Origin of the sequence: Mangrovactinospora gilvigrisea (genome assembly GCF_001879105.1) — a bacterium.
In the GTDB taxonomy this organism is placed as follows: domain Bacteria; phylum Actinomycetota; class Actinomycetes; order Streptomycetales; family Streptomycetaceae; genus Mangrovactinospora; species Mangrovactinospora gilvigrisea.
Window position 1 is genome coordinate 1 of sequence record NZ_MLCF01000091.1, and the last position, 21,984, is coordinate 21,984.

Sequence of the window (21,984 nt, forward strand, 5' to 3'; positions counted from 1 at the left end):
CACGGCCCCACCCCAGCCCTACGGCGCCGCCCGCCGCCGCGGGCGAACCCGCCCCCGCCCAGCACAGCGCCCGCCGCGAAGCGGCTGGGGGCCGGGGCGAATCGCCCCGCGTCCGCGCCGGCACGGCGCAGCCGCCGGCCGCCAGTCGCCAACCCCCGCTCCCCGCGCGCCGAGACCACCGCGTAACTGCCGGGCGGCAGGTCGGGCCGACGCCGTTCCCCGAGCGCGCCGCGCGGTCGGCGGTCGCCGCGGGCGGGTACCCGCCGGGGGGCCCTGGGCGGGGTCATCGGTTCACCTGCAGGCGGAAGCCCGCCTCGGCCGCGGTCATGGCCTGGGCGACCGCCGCCTTCTTGGCGGGGGCGTCCTCGATCCAGATGCGCCAGAAGGAGAAGGACGGGGTGGCGTAGTAGAGGGACTCGCCGTAGAGGGCGCGGCCCTTGGTGTCGGTGTAGGTGTAGTCGATCTCCGCCGCGGAGCCCATCGCCAGCTTCACCGGCTTGAGCGCGTAGCGCTGGTAGTTCTTCTGCTTGGCGAGCGTCGCCTTCTCGTCGTGCAGCGCCAGCGCCCACGAGCCGACCACGTCCGAGCCCGCGCCGAGCATGTTGTGGAGGATCGACACCGTCTCGTCGCCCGAGCCGAGGCCGAAGTAGAACGTCCCCCACACGCCGCCGACCTGGTTGGCGACCTGGCGGCCCGCGTCCTGCGCCACCGCGACGGTGAAGCCCGCCGGGTCGTGCGCGAGCCGGAACCCGGCCGGGAGGTGGATCGAGGACTCCGGCGGGTACTTCGGCGGGGTGTCGTTCTCCCGCGGGATCGTCGTCGGCAGCGGCGGCGTCGGGCGGTGCCGCAGCGGGTCGCCCGCGGCGAACGCCGCGCCCGCGCCGAGCAGCAGCACCACCGCCGCGGCGACCGGCGGCGCCCACGCCGGGAAGCGCCGCGCCCGGCGGCCCGTCCCGGAGCGGGTGGTGAGCGGCTCGGTCAACCGCAGCACCGCGGAGGCGCGTTCGGCGACGGCCGCGGCGAGCGCCGGCGGCAGCCACCCCTCGGGGGCGGTGAGCAGCGGCTCGGCGCCGCCGGGCCCGGCGAGCACGGCCGGGTCGGGGCGGCGGGCGGGGTCGCGGTCCAGGCAGGCGGCGAGCACCGCGCGCAGCGGGTCGGGCACGCCGGTGAGGTCCGGCTCGCCGTGCAGCAGCCGGTGCACCATGCCGGCCTGCGACTCCGCGGGGAACGGCCCGCGTCCGGTGGCGGCGAAGACGACGGTCGCGGCGAGCGCGAAGACGTCCGCTGCGGGCGTGACCGGCGCGCCGTCCAACTGCTCCGGCGCCATGAAGCCCAGCGAGCCCAGCCCGGGGTCGGACTCCTGCGCGGCGCGCGCGATGCCGAAGTCGATCAGCCGCGGCCCGCTGAGGTCGAGCAGCACATTGCCGGGGCTGACGTCGCGGTGCGTCAGGCCGGCGGCGTGCACCTGGCGGAGCGCCACGGCGAGGCCGGAGCCGAGGGCGCGCAGGCTGGGCTCGGGCAGCGGCCCGAAGAGGCGGACGGCCTCGGCGAGGGAGGGGCCCAGGACGTAGTCGGTGGCCACCCACGGCAGCCCGGCCTCGGTGTCGGCGTCGACCACCGGGACGGCGAAGCCGCCCTGGACGGTGCGCGCCGCGGAGACCTCGTCGCGGAAGCGGCTGCGGAAGACCGGCTCGGCGGCCCGCTCGAGGCGCACCGCCTTCACCGCGACGCGCCGCCCGCCAGAGGAGCGGGCCAGGTAGACGCGGCCCATGCCGCCCGCGCCGAGCCGGGCCAGCAGCCGGTACGGTCCGAGCGTCTCGGGGTCGCCCGGCTCCAGGGGCAGCGGCGGAGCCAGGCCCTCCCAACTCTCCATGCACACTCCCCGGTTGACCGACGTCCCGGGAGAAGCAGACCCCGGAGCGGATCGTTCCGGCAAGGTGGCGGGAGCCGTCCCGGGCAATCTGTTGACGAACCATGACAGCGCACCCCCGAGCACCCCGCCGCCACGTCGTCCACTATGCGGACGACGCATTCACGTGGCGGACAGCGCCGCGTAGCCTCCGGAGATCTTCCCTGCTCCGAGCCGCTGCACGAGGTGAGCGCACCATGGTCACGTCAGAGGCCGTCGACGACGCGACGGGCCGTCAGAGAACCGACTCCACCCGCAAGATCGCGGTGGCCAGCCTCGTCGGCACCACCATCGAGTTCTACGACTTCTACGTCTTCGCCACCGCCTCGGCGCTCGTCATCGGCAAGCTCTTCTTCCCCGCCGAGTCCTCCACCGCGCAGACCCTCTCCTCCTTCGCCGCCTTCGGCATCGCCTTCTTCGCCCGCCCCATCGGCGCCGCGATCTTCGGCCACTTCGGGGACCGCGTCGGCCGCAAGGCCACCCTCGTCGCCTCGCTGCTCACCATGGGCGTCTCCACGCTGCTCATCGGCGTGCTGCCCGGCTACGGCAGCATCGGCGTCGCCGCGCCGCTGCTGCTGTGCGTGCTGCGGATGGGCCAGGGCCTCGGCCTCGGCGGCGAGTGGGGCGGGGCCGCGCTGGTCGCCACCGAGAACGCGCCGCCCGGACGCCGCGCCTGGTACGGGATGTTCCCGCAGCTCGGCGCGCCCGTCGGGTTCTTCCTCGCCAACGGGCTCTTCGTGGTGCTCGCCCTCACCCTGAGCAAGGACCAGTTCGCCGCCTGGGGCTGGCGGATCCCCTTCCTGGTGAGCGCCGCGCTGGTGGCCGTCGGCCTGTGGGTGCGGCTCAGCCTCACCGAGACGCCGGTCTTCCGGGAGGCGCTGGAGCGCCAGGAGGCCGTGAAGGTGCCGATCGCCGCGCTCTTCCGGCGGCACGCCGCCGCCGTCGCGCTGGGCTCCTTCGCCATGGTGGTCTGCTACGCGCTCTTCTACCTCACCACCGTCTTCTCGCTGAACTACGGGACGACGAAGCTGGGCTGGTCCACCGAGGGCTTCCTGGGGCTGCTGCTGGTGGCCGTCGTCTTCATGGCGATCGGCACCGCCGTCTCCGGCCGGCTCGCGGACCGCTTCGGCCGCTGCCCGGTGATCGTCACCGGCAGCGTGCTCACCGTGGCGCTCGGCTTCCTCTTCAAGCCGATGGTCTCCGGCGGCTCCTGGCTGCCGCTGCTCGCCTTCCTCTGCCTCGGGCTGCTGCTGATGGGCATCACCTTCGGGCCGATGGGCGCGCTGCTGCCGGAGCTGTTCTCCACCGCCGTCCGCTACACCGGGTCCTCGACGGCCTACAACCTGGGCGGCATCCTCGGCGGCTCGGTCGCCCCGTTCGTCGCGGCGGTGCTGGTGAAGCACGGCGGGCTCGCCTCGGTGGGGCTCTACCTCTCCGCGACCGGCGTCGTCAGCGCGATCGCGGTGCTGCTCACCCGGGAGACCCGCGAGGGGGACCTCGCCGGGTGAGCGCCGTCCGCGGGCCGGCGCCGGGGCGTCAGCCCCGGGCCAGCGCCGCGGTGCGGCGGCCGGCCTTCCGGTGCACGTCGATGACCCGGTCCATCACCGCCACCAGCACATCGCGCACCGAGGCGCGGCTGCGCGCGTCGCACGGCAGCACCGGGACGCCGGCGTCCAGGCCGAGCGCCTCGCGGATCTCCTCGGTGTCGAACTCCTCGGCCCCGTCGAACCGGTTGACGGCGAGCACGAACGGCGCGCCCCGCTCCTCGAAGTAGTCGATGGCGGGGAAGGAGTCCTCGATGCGGCGGGTGTCCACCATCACCACGGTGCCCAGCGCGCCCTCCACCAGGTCGTCCCAGAGGAAGCTGAACCGGTCCTGGCCGGGCGTGCCGAACAGGTAGAGCACGATCGACTTCTCCAGGGTGATGCGCCCGAAGTCGAGCGCCACCGTGGTGGTGGTCTTGGCGTCCACCCCGTCCAGCGAGTCGACGCCGAGCGCCACCTCGGTGATCGCCGCCTCGGTGTCCAGCGGCTCGATCTCGGAGACGGCCCCCACGAAGGTCGTCTTCCCGACCCCGAGGCCGCCGCTCACCACCACCTTGACGGCCAGCGGCACTTCAGAGCGATCGGACATGGTCCCTGATCCTCTCGATGAGGTCGAGCGGCAGCTCGTGCGGTTCTTCGGCCTGGCGGCTCACCAGCAGGCCGGAGGTCATCAGGTCGGAGACGAGAACCTTGGCGACGCCGAAGGGGATGCGGGTGCGGGCCGCCAGTTCGGCGACCGAGACCGGGGCCGAGCAGAGTTCGACGAGGCGGCGCTCCTCGAACTCCAGCGGGGCGTCGGACGCGCCCGGGGCGGCGAGCACCAGGGTCTCCAGCCGGACCTCGGCGCGGGTGGGTCGGGCGCGTCCGCCGGTCATGATGAACGGCCGGACGAACATCGCCTCGGCGCCGCCGGCGTCCTCGGCGGGCCCGTCGCCGTCCGCGTCGGGCGGGCGGGTCATCTCGGCAGCTCCTGCCTGAGGTCGGAGATGAGCGCCGGGGTGAGGAGGTCACCCACCCGCTCGGCCAGCGCGGCCATCTCGTAGCCGACCAGGCCCAGTTCGCCGCCGCTGTCGGCGAGGACGCCGAGGCAGCTGCCGTCGCGGATCGCGGAGACCAGCAGGAAGCCGCGGCCCATCTCGATCATGATGAGTTTGACGCCGTCGAACGCGTAGCGGCGGGCGGCGCTGCGGGCCAGGCTGCTCAGGCCGGAGACGACCGCGGCGAGGTGGTCGCCCTCGGTGCGGGCGAGGCCCTTGGAGACGGCGATCAGCAGGCCGTCCGAGGAGACCGCGACCGCGTCCCGCACCCCGTCGGTCTCCCGGACGAAGTTGGAGATCAGCCAGTTGAAGGTCTGCGCATCGCTTCTGGTGTCCACGCTCATGACGCATCGTCCTTCGGGGGTTCGCTCGTCGCGGGGTCTGCGGACTTCTCGTGCCGGTCGGGCGTCTCGGCCGGTTCGGCCATTTCGGCCCGGTCGGTCTTGGCGGCCCGGTCGGTCTTCTCGCCGCGGGCGCCGATGGCGCCGCGCATATGGGCCGAGCGGAGGGTGGAGAGCATCGACTTCACCTCGTCCGGGCTGCGGTCCGGGGTGCGCTCCTCGCCGGCCGTCCAGCCGGAGCCGCCCTCGGCGACGGCGGCCTGGATGGCGCTCCGCCGCGGCCGCTTGACGAGGCCGTTGCGGGTGCGGGCGCCCTCCGAGGAGCGGACGGACGCGGGCGGCGCGGCGGTCGGCGCCGCCGCGGCCGCGACGGCCTTGCGCGGGCCGGGGACGAGGCCGCCGGCCGGCTCGGCCGGAGCCTCGGCGACGGCCTCGGCGCCGGCCTCCGCCTCCGCCTTGGCGCGGCGCCGCGGCGCCTCGGCGAGCACGTGCTCGGGCAGCAGCACCCGGGCGACCACGCCGGCCGCCGGCGCCTCGCCGAGCCGCACCTCGATGCCGTGCCGCTGGGCGAGCGCGCCCACCACGTAGTGGCCCAGGAAGCGGGTGGGCTCGGCCATGAACCCGGCGGAGCCGGAGAGCCGGACGTTGGCCTCGGCGAGGGCGTCGGACTCCATGCCGACGCCGTGGTCGACGACGGCGACCAGGTAGCCGCTGCTGGTGCGGCGCCCCTCGATCTCCACCTCGGTGTCGGGCGGGGAGCAGCTCAGCGCGTTCTCGATCAGCTCGGCGAGCAGGTGCGCCACCTCGGCGACGACCGTCCCGGAGACGAGCACCTTGTCGACGCGGCGCAGCGTCACCCGGCGGTAGTCCTCCACCTCGGAGAGGGCGGCCCGGATCACGTCGGTGATCAGCAGCGGGCTGCTCCACGGCCGCGGGGTCTTCTCCCCTGCGAGGACCAGCAGCGACTCGGCGTTGCGGCGCATCCGGGTGGCGAGGTGGTCGAGCTCGAAGAGGTTGGCGAGGGTGCCGGGGTCGGCGTCCTCGTGCTCCAGCCGGTTGATGAAGTTGATCTGACGGCGCACCAGGTTCTGGTTGCGGCGGCCCAGGTTCACCAGCGACTCGGTGGCGTTACGGCGCAGCACGGCCTGCTCGGTGGCGAGGTCGAAGGCGACCCGCTGGACGCGGTCCAGCGCTTCGGCGACCTGGCGCACCTCGGCGCCGGAGTAGTCGGGGACGACGATGTCGGCCGGCGGCACGGGGCGGTCGCCCGCGGCGGCGGTCTGGGCGCGGTCGACCGATTCGGGGAGCCGGTGCTCGGCGAGGTCGGCGGCCTGCTCGGTGAGCGCGGCCAGCGGACGGGAGACGGCGCGGGCGGTGGCCAGCGCCAGCCCGCCGAGCAGCGCGACCACCCCGGCGGCGACGATGCCGAAGAGGACGAACTCGCGGACGGCGGCGTCCTGGAGGGAGCCGGCGCGGGTGACGATGTCGTCGCCGACGGAGATCTGGACGGACCGCATGCCCGTGATGAAGGAGGTCATGGCGTTGTACCAGCCGGTGGCGGGGACGTCGCGCGGGGAGAGCCTGCCGTGTCCGGCGAGAGCGGTCTGCTCGTAGCCGTGGGCGCGCTGCGCGGCCGGGGTGGCGTAGGCGTCGTCGAGCTTCTGGCGCTGGTCGGGGGTGGCCCAGGTGTCGAAGTGGCTTCGGCCCAGTTGGTGCTCGGCCACGAGGGCGACGAACCCGTTGAAGGCGTCCATCGTGTGGAACCGTCCGGAGCCGAGGTTGCCCAGCAGGTAGGCGCGCTCCTCTCCGGTGAACTCCTTGGACTCGCTGAGCGCCTGCAGCGCGAGGACCGCATTGCGCAACTGGGGATCCGTGGCCTGGTCCAGTCCGAGGCTGAGGCCGTCGAGCACCCGGTTCATGTGGGTGAAGTAGGTGTAGGTGGTGTCCCAGCGGCCCGTGCCGTCGTCGGCGTCCTGCCGGATGGCGGCGAGGCCGACGGTGAGGTGGAGGCTGGACCGCAGCTGCTGCGCCACCAGGTCGTTCCGGCCTGCCAATTGGGCGCGGAGCGCGGCGAGGGTCCGGTCGGTGCGGGCTCGCTGGGCGGGAAGCTGCGGCTTGAGGACCTTGTTGCCGTTGACGTATCCGGTGGTGAGCCCGCGTTCCTTCTGCGTCTCCTGGAGGAAGGCCTGGAGTGCGGTCTCGAGCTTCGCATTGGCGACGGTGCGCTCGGCGTTGCGGTAGTTGGCGATCTGCCCCGTCGTCGCGACACCGATGATCGCAAGCACCAGGGCAAGTGCCACGACGAGGATGCGTACCAACCTCGCGCGGACGGTTCTGGGCGAGACGGCGGCTCGCCAGACAGAGCTTCGGGCTTCCACTAGAGGTCCTAGGAATGTCGGGGATTCAGACGAATACGCCAACGAGAGAGGCTCGCCGACGGTCACTTGATCCCATCGCCCTTTAACTCACATGTAACATGAGAAGCATGATTATGGCGGGCAACTAACCGTCAAGGATTCGTTGTGTTTCGAAGCCGTCCACTCGGCGCAAGAATCTGACGGCGCGCCCAGCGGCAACGGCGCACGACGTGCGGAAGGAGCGCGAACTCTTTGGTTCACGCCCTCAATCCTGCCAAGCGTTGGCAGGCTTCCCGGCTACGGTGACGGCCATGAACGCCAACGGGAACACCCAGGGAATCGGCAGCCTCGGCTGCTTCTGCATCGACTGCGAGGACCCTGCCGCGCTGGCCGCCTTCTATCTCGCCCTGCTCGGCGGAAAGATCACCGACGACGACCCGGAATGGCACGAACTCACCCTGCCGAACGGCGCGGTGATGGCCTTCCAGCAGGTCGAGCGGCTCGTCCCGCCGCGCTGGCCCGACCCGGAGGCGCCCCAGCAGTACCACCTGGACGTCGAGGTGGCCGACATGGACGCCGCCCAGGACGCGGCGCTCGCCGCCGGCGCGCGGATCGTCGACGAGCGGGGCCGCGAGCCGCACGGCTTCCGCGTCCTCGCCGACCCCGCCGGCCACACCTTCTGCCTCTGCCGCTCCGCCCCGGCCAAGCTGGCGGACCGGGGCCGGCCCGCCCCGTAGGGGCGCGGGGACCGCGCGAGCGGGGCCGCACGCCCGTCAGCCGCGGCTTGCCAGCTCCCGCGCCCCGGCGCGGGTCGCCCGCGCGATGTCGTCCTCGTCGTCCGTCACCAGGTGGCCGTCCTCCACCACCGGCCGGCCGTCGACGAGGGACAGCGCGATCCGGGGCAGCGCGCCCAGCGCCAGCGCCGCGACCGGGTCGGCGATCGAGGAGTGCCAGAACGTCGAGGTGTCCCAGAGCACCAGGTCGGCGAGCTTGCCCGCCTCGATCGAGCCGATCTCGTCCTGGCGCCCCAGCACCCGCGCCCCGCCCATGGTGCCGATCCGCAGCGCGTCCCGCGCGGTCAGCGCGTCCGCACCACTGCGGATCCGTCCCACCAGCAGCGAGTTGCGCAGCTCCGAGCCCAGCTCCCCGGACTCGTTGGAGGCGGTGCCGTCCACCCCGTAGCCGACCGGCACCCCCGCCCTGAGCAGGTCCGCGGTGCGCGCGATCCCCGCGCCCAGCCGCCCGTTGGAGGACGGGCAGTGCGCCACGCCCGTCCCGGTGCGGGCGAAGGCCACGATGTCGCCGTCCGAGAGGTGCACGCAGTGCGCCATCCAGACGTCCTCGCCGAGCCAGCCGTTGGACTCCAGGTACTCCGTCGGGCTCTGGCCGGTCTTCTCCTCCAGGTAGCCGGCCTCCTCCACGGTCTCCGAGCCGTGGGTGTGCAGCCGCACCCCCTTGCGGCGCGCCAACTCCGCGGAGCGCTTCAGCAGTTCGGCGGTGACGGAGAACGGCGAGCAGGGCGCCACCGCGATGTGCAGCATGCTGCCGAAGGACGGGTCGTGCCAGCGGTCCACCGCCGCCTCGGTGGCGGCCAGCGCCTGCTCGGTCTCCTCCACCGCGAAGTCCGGCGGCAGGCCGCCGTCCGACTCCCCCAGGTCCATCGAGCCGCGGCAAGCGGTGAAGCGGATCCCCGTGCGCGCCGCCGCCTCGATCTCGGCGGCGAGGCAGTCGCCGCCCTCCCGGGGGAAGACGTAGTGGTGGTCGGAGGCGGTGGTGCAGCCGGTCAGCGCCAGCGCGGCGAGCGAGCCGCGGGCGGCGGTGTGGGTGAGGCCGGCGTCGATCCGCGCCCAGGTCGGGTAGAGCGCGGTGAGCCAGTCGAAGAGGATCCGGTCGGTGGCCAGGCCGCGGGTGAGCCACTGGTAGAAGTGGTGGTGGGTGTTGACCAGCCCGGGGGTGAGCAGCCGGCCGCCGGCGTCCACTGTCCGGTCGACGCCGTCCGCGCCCAGGCCGGGGCCCACGGCGGCGATCCGGTTGCCCTCCAGAAGGACGTCGGCGGAGGCGAACTCGGTGTCGTCGGCGTCCACCGTGGCGACATGGGCGTTGGTGATCAGTGTGCGGGTCATCGTTCGGTCAGCTCCCCTGCAGCGTCAACTGGTCGGAATGGATGGGCCCGGAGGTGGCGGCGAGCGGCAGGCCGGTGCCGCCGCGCCGCAGCGCGACGATCTCGGCGACGATGGAGACCGCCGTCTCCTCCGGCGTCGCCGCCCCCAGGTCGAGCCCGATCGGGGCGCGCAGCCGGGCCAGCTCACGGGCCGTCAGCCCGGCCTCGCGCAGCGAGGCGAGCCGCTGCTCGCAGGTGCGGCGCGAGCCCATCGCCCCCACGTACCCCGCGGGCCCGCGCAGCGCCGCCAGCAGCACGGGGACGTCGAACTTGGCGTCGTGCGTCAGCACGCACACCGCGGTCCGCGCGTCCAGGTCGCGCTGCACGGCGAGATAGCGGTGCGGCCAGTCGACGACCACCTCGTCCGCCTCCGGGAAACGGGCCCGGGTGGCGAAGACGGACCGCGCGTCGCACACCGTCACCCGACGGCCCATCAGCTTTCCGGCCCGCACCAGCGCGCCCGCGAAGTCGATGGCGCCGAAGACCAGCAGCCGCGGCGGCGGCGCCACCGCGTGGAAGAACACCTCGGCGCCCAGGTTCTCCGCGCCCGGACACGCCACGAAGTGCCGGAGCCCGCTGCGGCCGGTGTCCAGGCGGGCCGCCGCCTCGGACGCCACCGCGCGGTGCAGCGCAGGCGCGGAGAGCCGGCCGGCCACCGCGCCGTCCGCGGTGGCCGCGAGCGACTCGCCGGTGCCCAGCACGGTCGCCAGCACCACCCGCCGCCCCGCGGCCGCGGCGCGCGCCGCGGCCTCGTCGGCGCCGCCGGGGACGACCCGGCGCACGGCGATCCGCAGCCGGCCTCCGCAGGTGAGGCCGACGGCGAAGGCGTCCTCGTCGCTGTAGCCGAACTCCTCGACGGCCGGCGCCCGCCCGCCGTGGCCCAGCGCGTCGACGCAGGCCTCGTAGACGGCGCCCTCGACGCAGCCGCCGGAGACGGAGCCCAGCGCGCGGCCGTCGGCGTCGACGGCGAGCGCCGAACCGATGGGACGGGGCGCGCTGCCCGTCGCCTCGACGACGGTGGCGACGGCGAAGGGGCGTTGACGCTGCCACCACTCGTCCAGCTGAAGGTCCAGCACCGCTTCCTCCTCACTGCGGGCCAAGGGTCAAGGTTCACGGGTCGCGGTTCACGGGTCACGGGGCGCGTCCGGCTAGTGCGCGCCCAGCCAGCTCTCTATCGGGTCGAGGGCGAAGTAGACGAGGAACACCCCGGAGAGCACCCACATCAGCCAGCCCGGTTCGCGCCAGCGGCCCTGCGCCGCGCGGATCACCACGAAGGAGATGACGCCTGCCGCCATGCCCGCGGTGATCGAGTAGGTGAACGGCATCAGCACCGTGGTCAGGAAGACCGGCACCGCCTCGGCCCGGTCCGACCAGCGGATGTGCCGGGCCGCGGTGATCATCATCGAGCCGATCACCACCAGCGCGGCCGCCGCCACCTGACTGGGGATCACCGCCGCCAGCGGAGTGAGGAACATCGCCAGCCCGAAGAGCAGCCCGGTCAGCACCGACGCCAACCCGGTCCGCGCGCCCTCGCCGACGCCCGACACCGACTCCACGAAGATGGTCTGGCCGGAGGCGCCCGCGAACCCGCCGAACGCCCCGCCGGCCCCGTCCACGATCAGCGCCCGGCTGAGGCCCGGCATCCGGCCCTGCTCGTCCGCGAGCCCCGCCTCCTGGCCGACGCCGATGATCGTGCCGATCGCGTCGAAGAACCCGGCCAGCACCAGGGTGAAGACGATCACCGCCACCGAGACCGCGCCGATGCTGCCCAGCCCCGAGAACGACACCTTCCCCAGCAGCCCGAAGTCCGGCGTGGAGACGATCGACCCCTTGAGCTCGGGGACGTTGAGCCCCCACGCCGAGTCCGGCAGCTTGCCGACCGCCTGGACGATCATCGCCAGCACCGTGCCGCCGACGATCCCCAGCAGGATCGCGCCGGGCACCCGCCGCGACTGCAGGACGAAGATCAGCAGCACCGTGATGCAGAAGAGCAGCACCGGCCAGCCGCGCAGCTGCTCGGCGACGCCCAGCTGCAGCGGCTTCACCCCGGGGATGCCGATCCCGCCCTTGCCGACCGCGCCCGGCGCGCCGGTGACGAACCCGGCCTGCACCAGCCCCAGCAGGCAGACGAAGAGGCCGATCCCCATGGTGATGGCGTGCTTCATCGCCATCGGTATCGCGTTCATGATGCGCTCGCGCATGCCCGTGGCGACCAGCACCACGATCACTCCGCCGTAGATGACGCACATGCCCATCGCCTGCGACCAGCTCATCGCCGGCGCCACCTGGTTGGCCACCACCGCCGAGACGCTCAGCCCGGCCGCCATGGCCAGCGGGGCGCGGCCGACGAAGCCCATCACGACCGTGGTGACCGCGGCGGCGAACGCGGTGGACGTCGCCACCTGGGTGTGGTTCAGATGGTGCCCGTGCGCGTCGGCGACCGAGAGGATCACCGGGTTGAGCAGCAGGATGTAGGCCATCGCCATGAACGTGGTGAGGCCGCCGCGCACCTCGCGGCCCACGGTGGAGCCGCGCGCGGAGATCGCGAAGAAGCGGTCGACGGGCCCGCTCGCCACCGTGGCGGGTTCGTCCTGCGAGGTCACTCCGGTGTTGGTTCCTGTACTGGTCACGGGCTTGTCTCCAAGCGCGGGTCGAAGTGGGCAGGGGGGACCTTCCCGCGCCCCGTCGGGGGCGCGGGACTGCATTCGGGATGCGGCTCCGCCGCGTGGGCGCGAGTGCGTCGGTGCGGCCGGCCGGCCGGGGTCTCGCACACAGCGGCGTGGTCCGTGCCGCGCCGGCCTCAGCCGGACACGTGTCCGGCGATGTGCTCCGGGCGGAGCGGGACGCGGTCCAGCGCCAGACCCGTCGCGTCGCGGATCGCCGACATCACCGCCGGCGTCGAGCTGAGCGTCGGCGCCTCGCCGACGCCGCGCAGCCCGTACGGGGCGTTCCCGTCGGCGAGTTCCAGGATGTCCACCGGCATCGGCGGGGTGTCCAGGATCGTCGGGATCAGGTAGTCGGTGAAGGACGGATTGCGGATCAGCGCGCCGTCCGCCGACACCTGGATCTCCTCCATCAGCGCCAGGCCCAGACCCTGCGTCGAGCCGCCGTGGATCTGGCCGACCACCGACAGCGGGTTGAGGGCCTTGCCGACGTCCTGCGCGGCGGCCAGCTCGACCACCTTCACCAGGCCCAGGTCGGTGTCGACCTCGACCACGGCGCGGTGCGCGCAGAAGGAGTACTGGACGTGGCCGGCGCCCTGTCCGGTCCGGGGGTGGAACGGCTCGGTGGGCCGGTGGTGGAACTCCGCCTCGATCTCGATGGGCTCCTCGCCGAGGACCTCCACCAGATCGGCGATCGGCTCCCCGTCGTGGGTGCACACCTTGCCGCTCTCCAGCACCAGTTCGACGCCGGCCAGCCACGCCGGGTGGCGGTGGGCGAGCCGCTCCCGGCCGCGCCGCAGCAGCTCCTCCCGGACGAGCTCGCAGGTGTGCTTCACCGCGCCGCCGGTCATGTACGTCTGCCGGCAGGCCGACGTCGAGCCGGCCGAGCCGACCTGGGTGTCCGCCGGGTGGATCGTCACCCGGTCCACGCCCAGTTCGGTGCGGGCGATCTGCGCGTGCACGGTGACGCCGCCCTGGCCGACCTCGGCCATCGCGGTGTGCACCAGCACCACCGGCTCCCCGGCGACGGCCTCCAGCCGCACCTTGGCGGTGGAGTAGTCGTCGAAGCCCTCGGAGTAGCCGACGTTCTTAATGCCGACCGCGTAGCCGACGCCCCGTCGGATGCCCTCGCCGTGCGAGGTGTTGGAAAGCCCGCCGGGCAGCGACCGGACGTCCACGTCCTCGCCGGCCGCGGCCCTCCCCCAGCCTCCGTCCCGCTCCGGCGGCAGCGGCAATGCCTTGACGCGGCGCAGCAGCTCGGCCACCGGGGCCGGCTGGTCGATCTCCTGCCCGGTGGGCATGAGCGAGCCCTCGCCGACGGCGTTGCGGCGGCGCAGCTCCACCCGGTCCATGCCGAGCTTCGCGGCGAGCTTGTCCAGCTGGGCCTCGTAGGCGAAGCAGGCCTGGACGGCGCCGAAGCCGCGCATCGCCCCGCACGGCGGGTTGTTGGTGTAGAGCGCGAGCGCCTCGCCGCGGACGTGCGGGATGTCGTAGGGGCCGGCCCCCAGGGAGGCCGCGTTGCCGACCACCGAGGCGGAGGAGGAGGCGTAGGCGCCGCCGTCCAGCACGATCCGGTACTCGACGTAGAGGATCTCGCCGTCCTTCGTCGCCCCGTGCTCGTAGTGCAGCTTGGCGGGGTGGCGGTGGACATGGCCGAAGAACGACTCGTAGCGGTTGTAGACCATCTTGACGGGCCGGCCGGTGTGCATCGCCAGCAGGCAGGCGGGCGCCTGCATCGACATGTCCTCGCGGGCGCCGAACGCGCCGCCGACGCCGGAGAGGGTGAGGCGCACCTTCTCCTCGGGCAGGCCGAGGACGGGGGCGAGCTGCTGGCGGTCGACGTGCAGCCACTGGGTGGCGATGTAGAGGTCGATGCCGCCGTCCTCGGCGGGCACCGCGAGGCCGGACTCGGGGCCGAGGAAGGCCTGGTCCTGCATGCCGACCTCGTAGTCGGCGGCGACGACCACGTCGGCGCGGGCCTTGGCGGCGGCCCAGGCGCCGTCGTCGCCGCGGATCACCGGCTGGTGGTGGACGATGTTGGGGTGCGGCACCGCGTCGGAGCGGTGGTCGTGCCGGCCGGGGTGGATGAGCACCGCGTCCGGGCCGGTGGCCGAGGCCTCGTCGGTGACCGGCGGCAGCGGCGCGTACGCCACCTTGATCTTGGCGGCGGCGCGGCGGGCGGTCTCCGGGTGGTCGGCGGCCACGAAGGCGACGGGCTCGCCGTGGAAGCGGACCCGGTCCTTGGCGAGCACCGGCTGGTCGGCGAACTCCAGGCCGTAGTGGGTGGCGGCGGGCAGGTCGTCATGGGTGAGGACGGCGTGCACGCCGGGCATCCGCACCGCCTCGGTGACGTCGATGCCGCGGATCTCGGCGTGGGCGTGGGGGCTGCGCAGGGTGTGGCCCCAGAGCATGTCCTCGTGCCACAGGTCGGAGGAGTAGGCGAACTCCCCGGTGACCTTGAGGATTCCGTCCGGCCGCAGCGTGCTGGCCCCGATCCCGGCGGACGAGGCGGCGGCGTGGGTGGGTGTCGGCTCGGGACAACGGGTCGCGGTCATCGAGCGTCACCTCCTTCGACGTGGGCGCCCCGAAGGGGCGCGGGGCTGCGGCCTGAAGTGCGACTCCGCCGGGCGGGCGCGAGTGACCACGACGAGACCGCGGGCCGGCGAGCGCGCCTCACACCGCACCTCCCGTCCCGGCAGCGGCCGAACGCGCGGCGGCCAGCCGGACCGCGTCCAGGATCTTCTCGTAGCCCGTGCACCGGCACAGGTTTCCCGACAGGGCCTCGCGGATGTCCGCGTCGTCCGGCTGCGGGTTGTGCTTGAGCAGGTCGTCCGCGGCGACCAGCAGCCCCGGCGTGCAGAAGCCGCACTGCACCGCGCCGGCCTCGACGAACGCCTGCTGGATGGGCGCCAGTTCGCCCTCCCCGCGGGCCAGGCCCTCCACGGTCTCCACCTCGCGCCCCTGCGCCTGGCCGGCCGCGACCAGGCAGCTGCACACCGGCACGCCGTCCAGCCGCACCGTGCAGGAGCCGCACTCGCCCTGCTCGCAGGCGTTCTTCGAGCCGGGCAGGCCGAGCCGCTCGCGCAGCACGTACAGCAGGCTCTCGCCCTCCCAGACCTCGTCGGCGGTCACCTCGCGGCCGTTGGCGGTGAAGGTCACGCGCATGCTCCGGCCCCCTCTCCGTCCTCGTAGCCGTCCCCGTGCCCGTCCCGGTACTCGTCCCACACCCAGGCCAGCGTGCGCCGCGCCATCACCCGCAGCGCGTGGCGGCGGTAGTCGCCGGTGCCGCGCACGTCGTCGATGGGGCTGGCCGCGCCGGACACCAGGTCGGCGAACTCGCGGACCGCGGACGGCGGCAGCGCGCCGCGCCGCTGCCAGGCCCGCTCCTCCGCCAGCACCCCGGCGAGGAAGTCCTCCGCCGCCCGGGCCCGCACCGGGGTCGGCGCGGCCGAGCCGATGCCCGTCCGCACCCGTCCGCTCCGCGGGTGCAGGGCGACGGAGAACGCGCAGACCGCGATGACCATGGCGTTGCGCGTCCCCACCTTGGAGAACTGCTGCGGCCCGTCGGCGACCGGCACCCGCACGGCGCGGATCAGCTCGTCGGGGGCGAGGCAGTTGCGCTTGACGCCGGTGTAGAAGTCGTCGATCGGCACCAGCCGCACGCCGCGCTCCGCCGACTCCGCCTCGACGACCGCGTCCGCGGCGAGCAGCGCCGGGTGCGCGTCGCCGGCCGGCGAGGCGGTGCCCAGGTTGCCGCCGACGCCGCCGCGGTTGCGGATCTGCGGGGAGGCGACGGTGTGCGAGGCGAGCGCCAGCGCCGGCAGCGGGCCGTGCAGGTGCTCGACGATCGTGCTGTAGGGGACGGCGGCGCCGACCCTGATGTACGGCGCTCCGCTGCCGTCGCCCTCGCGGGTGTGCTCGCGCAGGTCGGCGATGCGGTTGAGGTCCAGGAGCGCGTCGGGCCGCCGGTGGTCGAAGTTGATCTCGACCATGATGTCGGTGCCGCCGGAGAGCGGCACCGCGTCGGGCCGCCCGGCCTTGGCCGCCAGCGCCTCGTCCCAGGTCGCGGGACGCAGGAAGTCCATCGGTCCGGCTCACCCCTTCGTCTCGTGCGTGTCGGTGGGTGCCCTCATACAAGGGCAGCGTCCGGCCGGTCGGACACCCGCAGAAGACACAGACCCGCCGTTGCATCCGCGCCGGTGTCTCGTAGCATCCTCCAAACGGCCCGACGGGCCAGGGAGGCGGCGGCCATGCGGATACGCGAACTGCTCCGTACGGAGGAGCTGGGGCTTCGGCTGCTGCACGGCGAGGAGGAGCTGGACCGCCGGATCCTGCGGGTGATGGTGACGGACCTGAACAGTCCGCGGCGCTTTCTGGCCGGGGGCGAGCTGGTGCTGTCGGGGCTGCTGTGGCACCACGGGCCGGAGGACTCCGAGCGGTTCGTCAGCCAGCTGGCGGAGGCGGGCGCGGCGGCGCTGGCGGCCGGCGAGGCGGAGATCGACGCCGTTCCGGAGGACCTTGTGGCGGCGTGCCGGCGGTTCCGGATGCCGCTGCTGGCGGTGCCGGAGCACATCGCGTTCGGGGCGATCGCCGAGCATGTCGGGCGGCTGGTGTCGGCGCAACGCGCCGCCGACCTCGCGGAGGTGCTGGACCGGCACCGGGCGCTGATGGCGGCGCCGGACGGGGCGGGGCTCGATCCGGTCCTGGAGCTGCTCGCCGGCCAGTTGGACCTGCGCTGCCGGGTGCTCACCCCGACCGGGCGGCAGCTGGCCGCGGCGGGGCCGGCGCAGGACGAGGACGCGGCGCGCGGGCTGGCCCGCGCCCGGCTGCGGGCGGGCGGCCATCCCCGCCCCCGGCTGCGGGACCCGCGCGATCCGGGCGGCGAGGCGCGCACGGCCTTCCCGGTCGGCGCCGTCCCGGCGCCGGGCTGGGCGTCGCTGCACGGCTGGTTCCTGCTGGCGGACGGGGACGCGGCGGAGTGGAACGAGGAGCGGCTGGGCCTGGTGGAGCGGCTGTGCCGGCTGGTGGCGGTGGAGCGGGACCGCCACGAGGCGGGCTGCCGTCCGCGGTTCCGGGCGGCGGACGAGGCACTGGCCGCGCTGGAGCGGGGCGCCCCGGCCGACGAGCTGGAGGTGCTGCTGCGGGCGGCCGGCTGCGATCTGGCGGCGGGGCCGGAGACCGGCTGGAAGGTGCTGTCGGTGAGCGCCGCGGGCACCGACGCGGAGACGCTGCGGCGGGTGGTGGACGACGCGCTGCCGGGCGGCACGGTCGCCGTCCGCGGGGCAACCGTGGTGGCGCTGCTGCCGCATGACGGGCCGTCGGGCCGCTGTACGGGCGAGCGGGTGCGCACCCTGCTGGGGCCGCTGGAGGACGGGCTGCCGGAGGAGTCCTGGCTGGCGGTCGGCATCAGCCACCCGGTGGCGGCGGCGAGCGCGCTGCACGGCGCGCTGGACGAGGCGGACCATGCGCTGGGCCTGGCCAGGGCGTCGGGCCGGACCCGGGTGCGGGTCGCCGGGCCGGAGGAGGCGGCGTCGCACATCACGCTGCTCGCCGCGCTGCCCGACCCGGTCCGCCGCGCCTTCCGCGACCGGCTGCTGGGGCCGCTGCGCGCCTACGACGCCCGGCACCACGCCGACCTGCTGCTCACCCTGGAGGCCTTCCTGGCCTGCGACGGGAGCTGGACGCGGTGCGCCCAGCGGCTGAACATCCACGTCAACTCGGTGCGCTACCGGATCGGCCGCATCGAGGAGTTGACGGGCCGCGACCTCTCCCGTCTCTCCGACCGCGTCGACCTGCTGCTGGCGCTCCGCATCGGGTAGGGCGGGAGCGGCGGCGGGGGGAACCGCGTCCGCCTCCCGGGACGTGTTCCCCCACAACAGAACCGCCACGGCTTCATCAAGATCGCCAGAAGGGGCTGTGCAAGCTCGAACAGATCGTCATACTGCTGACACCGCAAACCGCACCGTCCGACAACCAGGGGGAGGGCCGGCGCGTGGCCGCACCGCCAGTACCGCCTGTACCGCCGGGGCCTTCGGGCCCCCCGCCGACGACGGCTCCGGCCGCCGTGCCGGCGCGTCCGGCCCAGGGCGCGGTGCCCGCGCCGCGCTCGGGCGGCGCGCGTCCCAACGGGGCCGAGGACACCACGCCGCTGGGCCAGGCCCGCGCGATCCTGCGCTCGCCGTTCCGCGGTGAACCGGGGCGGCTGCGTGCCGGCGGCCTGCTGATCGTCGTCCTCGCCGTGCTCTTCGGCGCCCTGACGGCCTGGCAGATCACCAGCCGCGCGGACGCCGCGCAGCGGGTCACCGACCACAGCGCGCCGCTCGCCTCGCAGGCGGCGAGCGTCTACTGGTCGCTCGCGGACGCCGACGCCACCGCCGCCGCCGGCTTCCTCATCGCCGGCCAGGAGCCGGCCAAGGTCACGGCCCGCTACCAGCAGGACATCGCCAACGCCTCCAAGGGCCTCGCCGCCGCCTCGGCCGCGGCCGGCTCCAACAGCGACGCGCTCACCTACATCACCACGCTCAACCGGGAACTGCCCGTCTACACGGGCCTGGTGGAGACCGCGCGCGCCAACAACCGGCAGGGCTACCCGGTGGGCGGCGCCTACCTGCGGTACGCGTCCGACCGGATGTCCTCGACGATGCTGCCGGCCGCCGAGAAGCTCTACCAGACGGAGACCCGGCGGCTGTCGGACGACCGCGCCGCCGCCTCCGCCACCCCGTGGGCCGCCTACGCCGCCGGGCTGATCGCGCTGGGCGGCGTGGTCTGGGCGTCCCGCCGGCTCTTCCTGCGCACCAACCGGGTCTTCAACACCGGGCTGCTGGCCTCCGGCGCCGCCCTGCTGGTGGCGCTCGCCTGGCTGGCCGGCGCCTCCACGCTGTCCACCGCGAAGATGCACAACAGCGCCACGCACGGCTCGGACGCGGTGCAGACGCTCAACCAGGCGCGCATCGCCGGGCTGCAGGCCCGCGGCAACGAGGACCTGACGCTGGTGGCGCGCGGCAACGGCGACACCTACATCACCAAGTTCGACAAGTGGGCCGCCCAGCTCACCGGCAGCGCCGGCAAGCCGGGCCTGCTCGACCGGGCCCGCGGCCAGTCCGACGCCGGCGCGGCCGACAGCAGCATCGACGGCGCCAAGACCGAGCTGAAGAACTGGATGGCGCTGCACAAGCAGGCCCGCGGCTTCGACGACGGCGGCAACTACCAGCAGGCGCTGGACACCACCGTCGGCAGGAACGGCAACGCGGTGAAGGACAAGACCACGGAGGGCTCCTTCGACGCCATGGACAAGCAGCTGGGCGCGGCCCTCCAGCACGAGCAGGCGCTCTTCTACGACGCGGCCCGCGGCGGCAGCGACGCGCTGGCCGGGCTGGCCATCGGCGGCGCGGTGCTGTGCCTGCTCGGCGCGGCCGCGGCCGTCGGCGGCCTGGGCCGCCGCCTCGCGGAGTACCGGTGAGCAGGGGGGAAGGGGGAACGACGATGCACAGCACGCTTCTGAGGTCGCCGCGCGGCACCGCCGCCGCGGCGGTGCTCGCCGCCGGCGGGGTGATCGCGGCGACGCTGCTCAGCGGCGGGTCGGCGGCCCGGCCCGCCCGGGCCGTCGCCGTCACCGCGCCGCACACGCCGCCGCAGACGGCCCGTCAGGCCGCCTCCACCACCTGCAACCCGCGGGTCAGCCTGAGCCCGTCCGCGTCGACGAGCGGGCTGGCCCTCTCCCGGATCAGGCAGGCGAAGCACCTGACCGTCGGCGTCGACCAGAACAGCTACGACTGGGGCTTCCGCAACCCGGCCACCGGCCAGATCCAGGGCTTCGACATCGACATCGCCAAGGCCATCGCCCGGGCGATCTTCGGCACCGACGACAGCGCGCACCTGTACCTGAAGACGGTGCCCACCGCCCGCCGCCAGGAGGCCCTGGCGAGCCGCCAGGTCGACCTCGTCATCCGCACCATGGACGCCACCTGCGACCGCATCGCCGGCACCAACGGCCACCCGGCGGTGGCGTTCTCCAGCGTCTACTTCGAGGCCAGCCAGGAGCTGGTGGTCCCGAAGGGCTCGCCGATCACCGGCTTCAACTCCACGCTCAACGGCAAGCGGCTCTGCCTCGCCGAGGGCTCCATCGCCCAGGACGACATCAAGGCGAAGGGCTACGGCACCAAGGTCACCGCCGTCGCCAACCAGCTGGACTGCCTGGTGCGTCTCCAACTGGGGCAGGTGGACGCCCTGATGACGGACAGCGCCCTGGCGGCGGGCCAGGCCGCGCAGGACCCGGCCGTCGCCGTGCTCAGCAACTCGCCGCTCGGCTCCGACCCGTACGCCGTGGCCGTCAACAAGCACGACACGGACCTGGTGCGCTTCGTCAACTCGGTCCTCGACACGTACCGCAAGGGCCAGTGGACGCAGTCCTACAACCAGTGGCTGAAGCCCAAGCTCGGCGCCACCAGCGGACCGCCGAAGCCCCAGTACAGCGGTTGAGGCCCGAGAAGGAGCACACTCGTCAGGGACGAGCACACCGAAAGAGCACCACGACAGAGCAGAACGGACCCGGACCGAAAGGCGGTTGGATGTCGGCTTCGCACGGTGGGAGCCGCCGGGTGCTGTCCCGGGAGGGGGTCGACCGCGCGCTGGAGCGGCTCGGCACCGAGCACGACTCCGTCCAGGCGGGGCTGCTCGCTCTCCAGGACCACCCGGGCCGGCGCCTCCTCGAGGGCGCCTCGCTCTCCGGAGCGACCGCGCACCGCTGGTCCGGCGCCGAGCGCCGGATCGCCCTGCTCTGGTCCTATTTCGGCGCCTACCAGGAGGCGCTGCGGGCCGCCCGGACGCTGCGCGAGCGGGCCGGGCGCCGCCCCAACCAGAACGCGCTGGCCGAGCTGACGGAGCTGCTGGAGGGCGACGGCGTCACCGTCCCCGGCGAGGCCGCGGTGGGCGCGGGCGGCGCGTACCCCGAACCGGGGGCGCTGCCGGCCGGGTTGACGTCGGGCAGCGCCCAGCTGTCCGAGAAGCTCAGCCTCACCGGGCTCACCGACCGGATGAACGCCTGGTACACCGAGGTCGCCGCGGTGGTCTCGGCCGCCGACACGGTCTGGTCGGCGCTGCCGTCCCGGATCGACCTGCTGGTGGCCGAGGTCGGCCGGGTGCGGGCGCAGGCCGACGCGGTCGGGATGCTCCCCGGCCGCCACCCGGTCGGCGACGGGCTGGAGCAGCTGTCCACCGATCTGGAGGGGCTCCGCACCGAGGTGCGCTGCGACCCGCTGGCGTTCTTCGTCGCCGGTGCCCCTTCCCACAACCGGGCGGGCGTGACGGCCCGGGTCTCGCCCCGTCCCGAGGGGCATGTGGAGACCTCCCGCTTCGACCGGGCCGCCCGCGAACTGGAGGACCTGCGCCGCGAGGTGGACAGCCTGCACCGGCTGCGGGAGGAGTCCGAGGAGCGGCTCACCGCCCTCGGCGAGCTGCTGCGGCACGCCGACACCGAGCTCGCCGAGGCGCGCCGGATCCGCGGCGAGGTGCTGGCCCGCATCATCGCCTCGGACGTGCCCGCCGTCCCCGGCCCGCCGCTCGCCCTCTACGACCGGCTGCAGGCCGCCGAGCAGTACCGCCGCGGCGCCCGCTGGGACCTGCTGGGCCAGCTGCTGGACACGCTGGAGCAGGACGCGGAGGACGAACTGCGGCGCGCCCGCGGCGCCCTGGCGTCGGTGCGCGCCCCGCTGGCGCTCCGCGACGAGCTGCGCGGCCGGCTCGACGCCTACAAGGCCAAGGCCGGCAGCCGCGGCGCCATCGAGGACCCGGAGCTGGCCGAGGCCTACCAGCAGGCCCGCCGGGTGCTGTGGACGGCGCCGTGCGACCTGCACACCGCCGAGCAGGCGGTGCGCCGCTACCAGGAGCTGATCACCCGCCTGCCGGCGCCCACCGCGCCGTCGGGCGACCGAACGCCCCGCGACGGGGCATCCAGGGGGATGACGCCGTGACACC

Annotated in this window: 17 protein-coding genes; 6 read left to right on the forward strand and 11 right to left on the reverse strand. The window is 74.3% G+C overall.

Features of this window, described 5'->3' with window-relative positions:
• Positions 1–283: 283 nt before the first annotated feature.
• A complete protein-coding gene (locus tag BIV57_RS25605; protein WP_071657554.1) occupies positions 284–1,873 on the reverse strand; it encodes a serine/threonine-protein kinase in 1,590 nt (529 codons plus the stop codon).
• A gap of 233 nt (positions 1,874–2,106) precedes the next feature.
• Between BIV57_RS25605 and BIV57_RS16330 the strand changes: the two genes are divergently transcribed.
• Positions 2,107–3,417, forward strand: coding sequence for an MFS transporter (locus BIV57_RS16330; protein WP_071657555.1), 1,311 nt, complete (start codon positions 2,107–2,109; stop codon positions 3,415–3,417).
• A 28-nt stretch (positions 3,418–3,445) separates the two neighbouring features.
• On the opposite strand, the gene BIV57_RS16335 is transcribed toward BIV57_RS16330, so the two are convergent.
• The 4 genes from BIV57_RS16335 to BIV57_RS16350 are packed head-to-tail and all read right to left on the reverse strand — an operon-like array spanning position 3,446 to position 7,131.
• Positions 3,446–4,042: a GTP-binding protein gene (locus BIV57_RS16335; protein ID WP_071657556.1), complete on the reverse strand. Its 597-nt coding sequence runs from the start codon at positions 4,040–4,042 to the stop codon at positions 3,446–3,448.
• Positions 4,026–4,412 carry a DUF742 domain-containing protein gene (locus BIV57_RS16340; RefSeq protein WP_071657557.1) on the reverse strand — a complete coding sequence of 129 codons (387 nt, stop codon included), beginning with the start codon at positions 4,410–4,412 and terminating at the stop codon, positions 4,026–4,028. The genes BIV57_RS16335 and BIV57_RS16340 overlap by 17 nt, the downstream gene beginning before the upstream one ends.
• The gene (locus BIV57_RS16345; RefSeq protein WP_071657558.1) at positions 4,409–4,834 is read right to left on the reverse strand and encodes a roadblock/LC7 domain-containing protein; all 426 of its coding nucleotides are present in this window, start codon (positions 4,832–4,834) and stop codon (positions 4,409–4,411) included. Before BIV57_RS16345 ends, BIV57_RS16340 begins: the two co-directional genes overlap by 4 nt.
• On the reverse strand, positions 4,831–7,131 hold the full coding sequence (locus BIV57_RS16350) for a sensor histidine kinase (RefSeq protein ID WP_175548777.1): 2,301 nt from the start codon (positions 7,129–7,131) through the stop codon (positions 4,831–4,833). The genes BIV57_RS16345 and BIV57_RS16350 overlap by 4 nt, the downstream gene beginning before the upstream one ends.
• 368 nt (positions 7,132–7,499) lie before the next feature.
• On the opposite strand from BIV57_RS16350, the gene BIV57_RS16355 reads away from it, so the two are divergent.
• Complete coding sequence (locus tag BIV57_RS16355) at positions 7,500–7,925, forward strand: VOC family protein (protein WP_071657560.1); 426 nt, start codon at positions 7,500–7,502, stop codon at positions 7,923–7,925.
• Positions 7,926–7,961: 36 nt separating this feature from the next.
• Here the strand turns inward: BIV57_RS16355 and BIV57_RS16360 are convergent, their stop codons facing one another.
• The 6 genes from BIV57_RS16360 to BIV57_RS16385 form a co-directional block, all read right to left on the reverse strand.
• Positions 7,962–9,311 (reverse strand): 8-oxoguanine deaminase, encoded by a 1,350-nt coding sequence (locus tag BIV57_RS16360; protein ID WP_071657561.1) that lies wholly within the window; start codon positions 9,309–9,311, stop codon positions 7,962–7,964.
• Positions 9,312–9,318: 7 nt separating this feature from the next.
• Positions 9,319–10,425 (reverse strand): XdhC family protein, encoded by a 1,107-nt coding sequence (locus BIV57_RS16365; RefSeq protein ID WP_071657562.1) that lies wholly within the window; start codon positions 10,423–10,425, stop codon positions 9,319–9,321.
• 72 nt (positions 10,426–10,497) lie between these two features.
• On the reverse strand, positions 10,498–11,979 hold the full coding sequence (locus BIV57_RS16370) for an NCS2 family permease (protein WP_419185721.1): 1,482 nt from the start codon (positions 11,977–11,979) through the stop codon (positions 10,498–10,500).
• Between the two features lie 170 nt (positions 11,980–12,149).
• Positions 12,150–14,567, reverse strand: a complete 2,418-nt coding sequence (pucD, locus tag BIV57_RS16375; protein ID WP_071657564.1) for a xanthine dehydrogenase subunit D — start codon at positions 14,565–14,567, stop codon at positions 12,150–12,152.
• A gap of 118 nt (positions 14,568–14,685) precedes the next feature.
• On the reverse strand, positions 14,686–15,177 hold the full coding sequence (locus BIV57_RS16380; RefSeq protein ID WP_071657565.1) for a (2Fe-2S)-binding protein: 492 nt from the start codon (positions 15,175–15,177) through the stop codon (positions 14,686–14,688).
• On the reverse strand, positions 15,168–16,097 hold the full coding sequence (locus BIV57_RS16385; RefSeq protein ID WP_071657566.1) for an FAD binding domain-containing protein: 930 nt from the start codon (positions 16,095–16,097) through the stop codon (positions 15,168–15,170). Before BIV57_RS16385 ends, BIV57_RS16380 begins: the two co-directional genes overlap by 10 nt.
• Before the next feature lie 165 nt (positions 16,098–16,262).
• Between BIV57_RS16385 and BIV57_RS16390 the strand changes: the two genes are divergently transcribed.
• The 4 genes from BIV57_RS16390 (at position 16,263) to BIV57_RS16405 (ending at position 21,980) form a co-directional block, all read left to right on the forward strand.
• Positions 16,263–17,831 (forward strand): helix-turn-helix domain-containing protein, encoded by a 1,569-nt coding sequence (locus BIV57_RS16390; RefSeq protein WP_071657567.1) that lies wholly within the window; start codon positions 16,263–16,265, stop codon positions 17,829–17,831.
• 245 nt (positions 17,832–18,076) lie between these two features.
• Positions 18,077–19,471, forward strand: a complete 1,395-nt coding sequence (locus BIV57_RS16395; RefSeq protein WP_245797725.1) for a hypothetical protein — start codon at positions 18,077–18,079, stop codon at positions 19,469–19,471.
• A gap of 23 nt (positions 19,472–19,494) precedes the next feature.
• Positions 19,495–20,490: a glutamate ABC transporter substrate-binding protein gene (locus BIV57_RS16400; RefSeq protein WP_071657568.1), complete on the forward strand. Its 996-nt coding sequence runs from the start codon at positions 19,495–19,497 to the stop codon at positions 20,488–20,490.
• An 89-nt stretch (positions 20,491–20,579) separates the two neighbouring features.
• Positions 20,580–21,980, forward strand: coding sequence for a hypothetical protein (locus tag BIV57_RS16405; protein ID WP_071657569.1), 1,401 nt, complete (start codon positions 20,580–20,582; stop codon positions 21,978–21,980).
• Positions 21,981–21,984 lie beyond the last annotated feature (4 nt).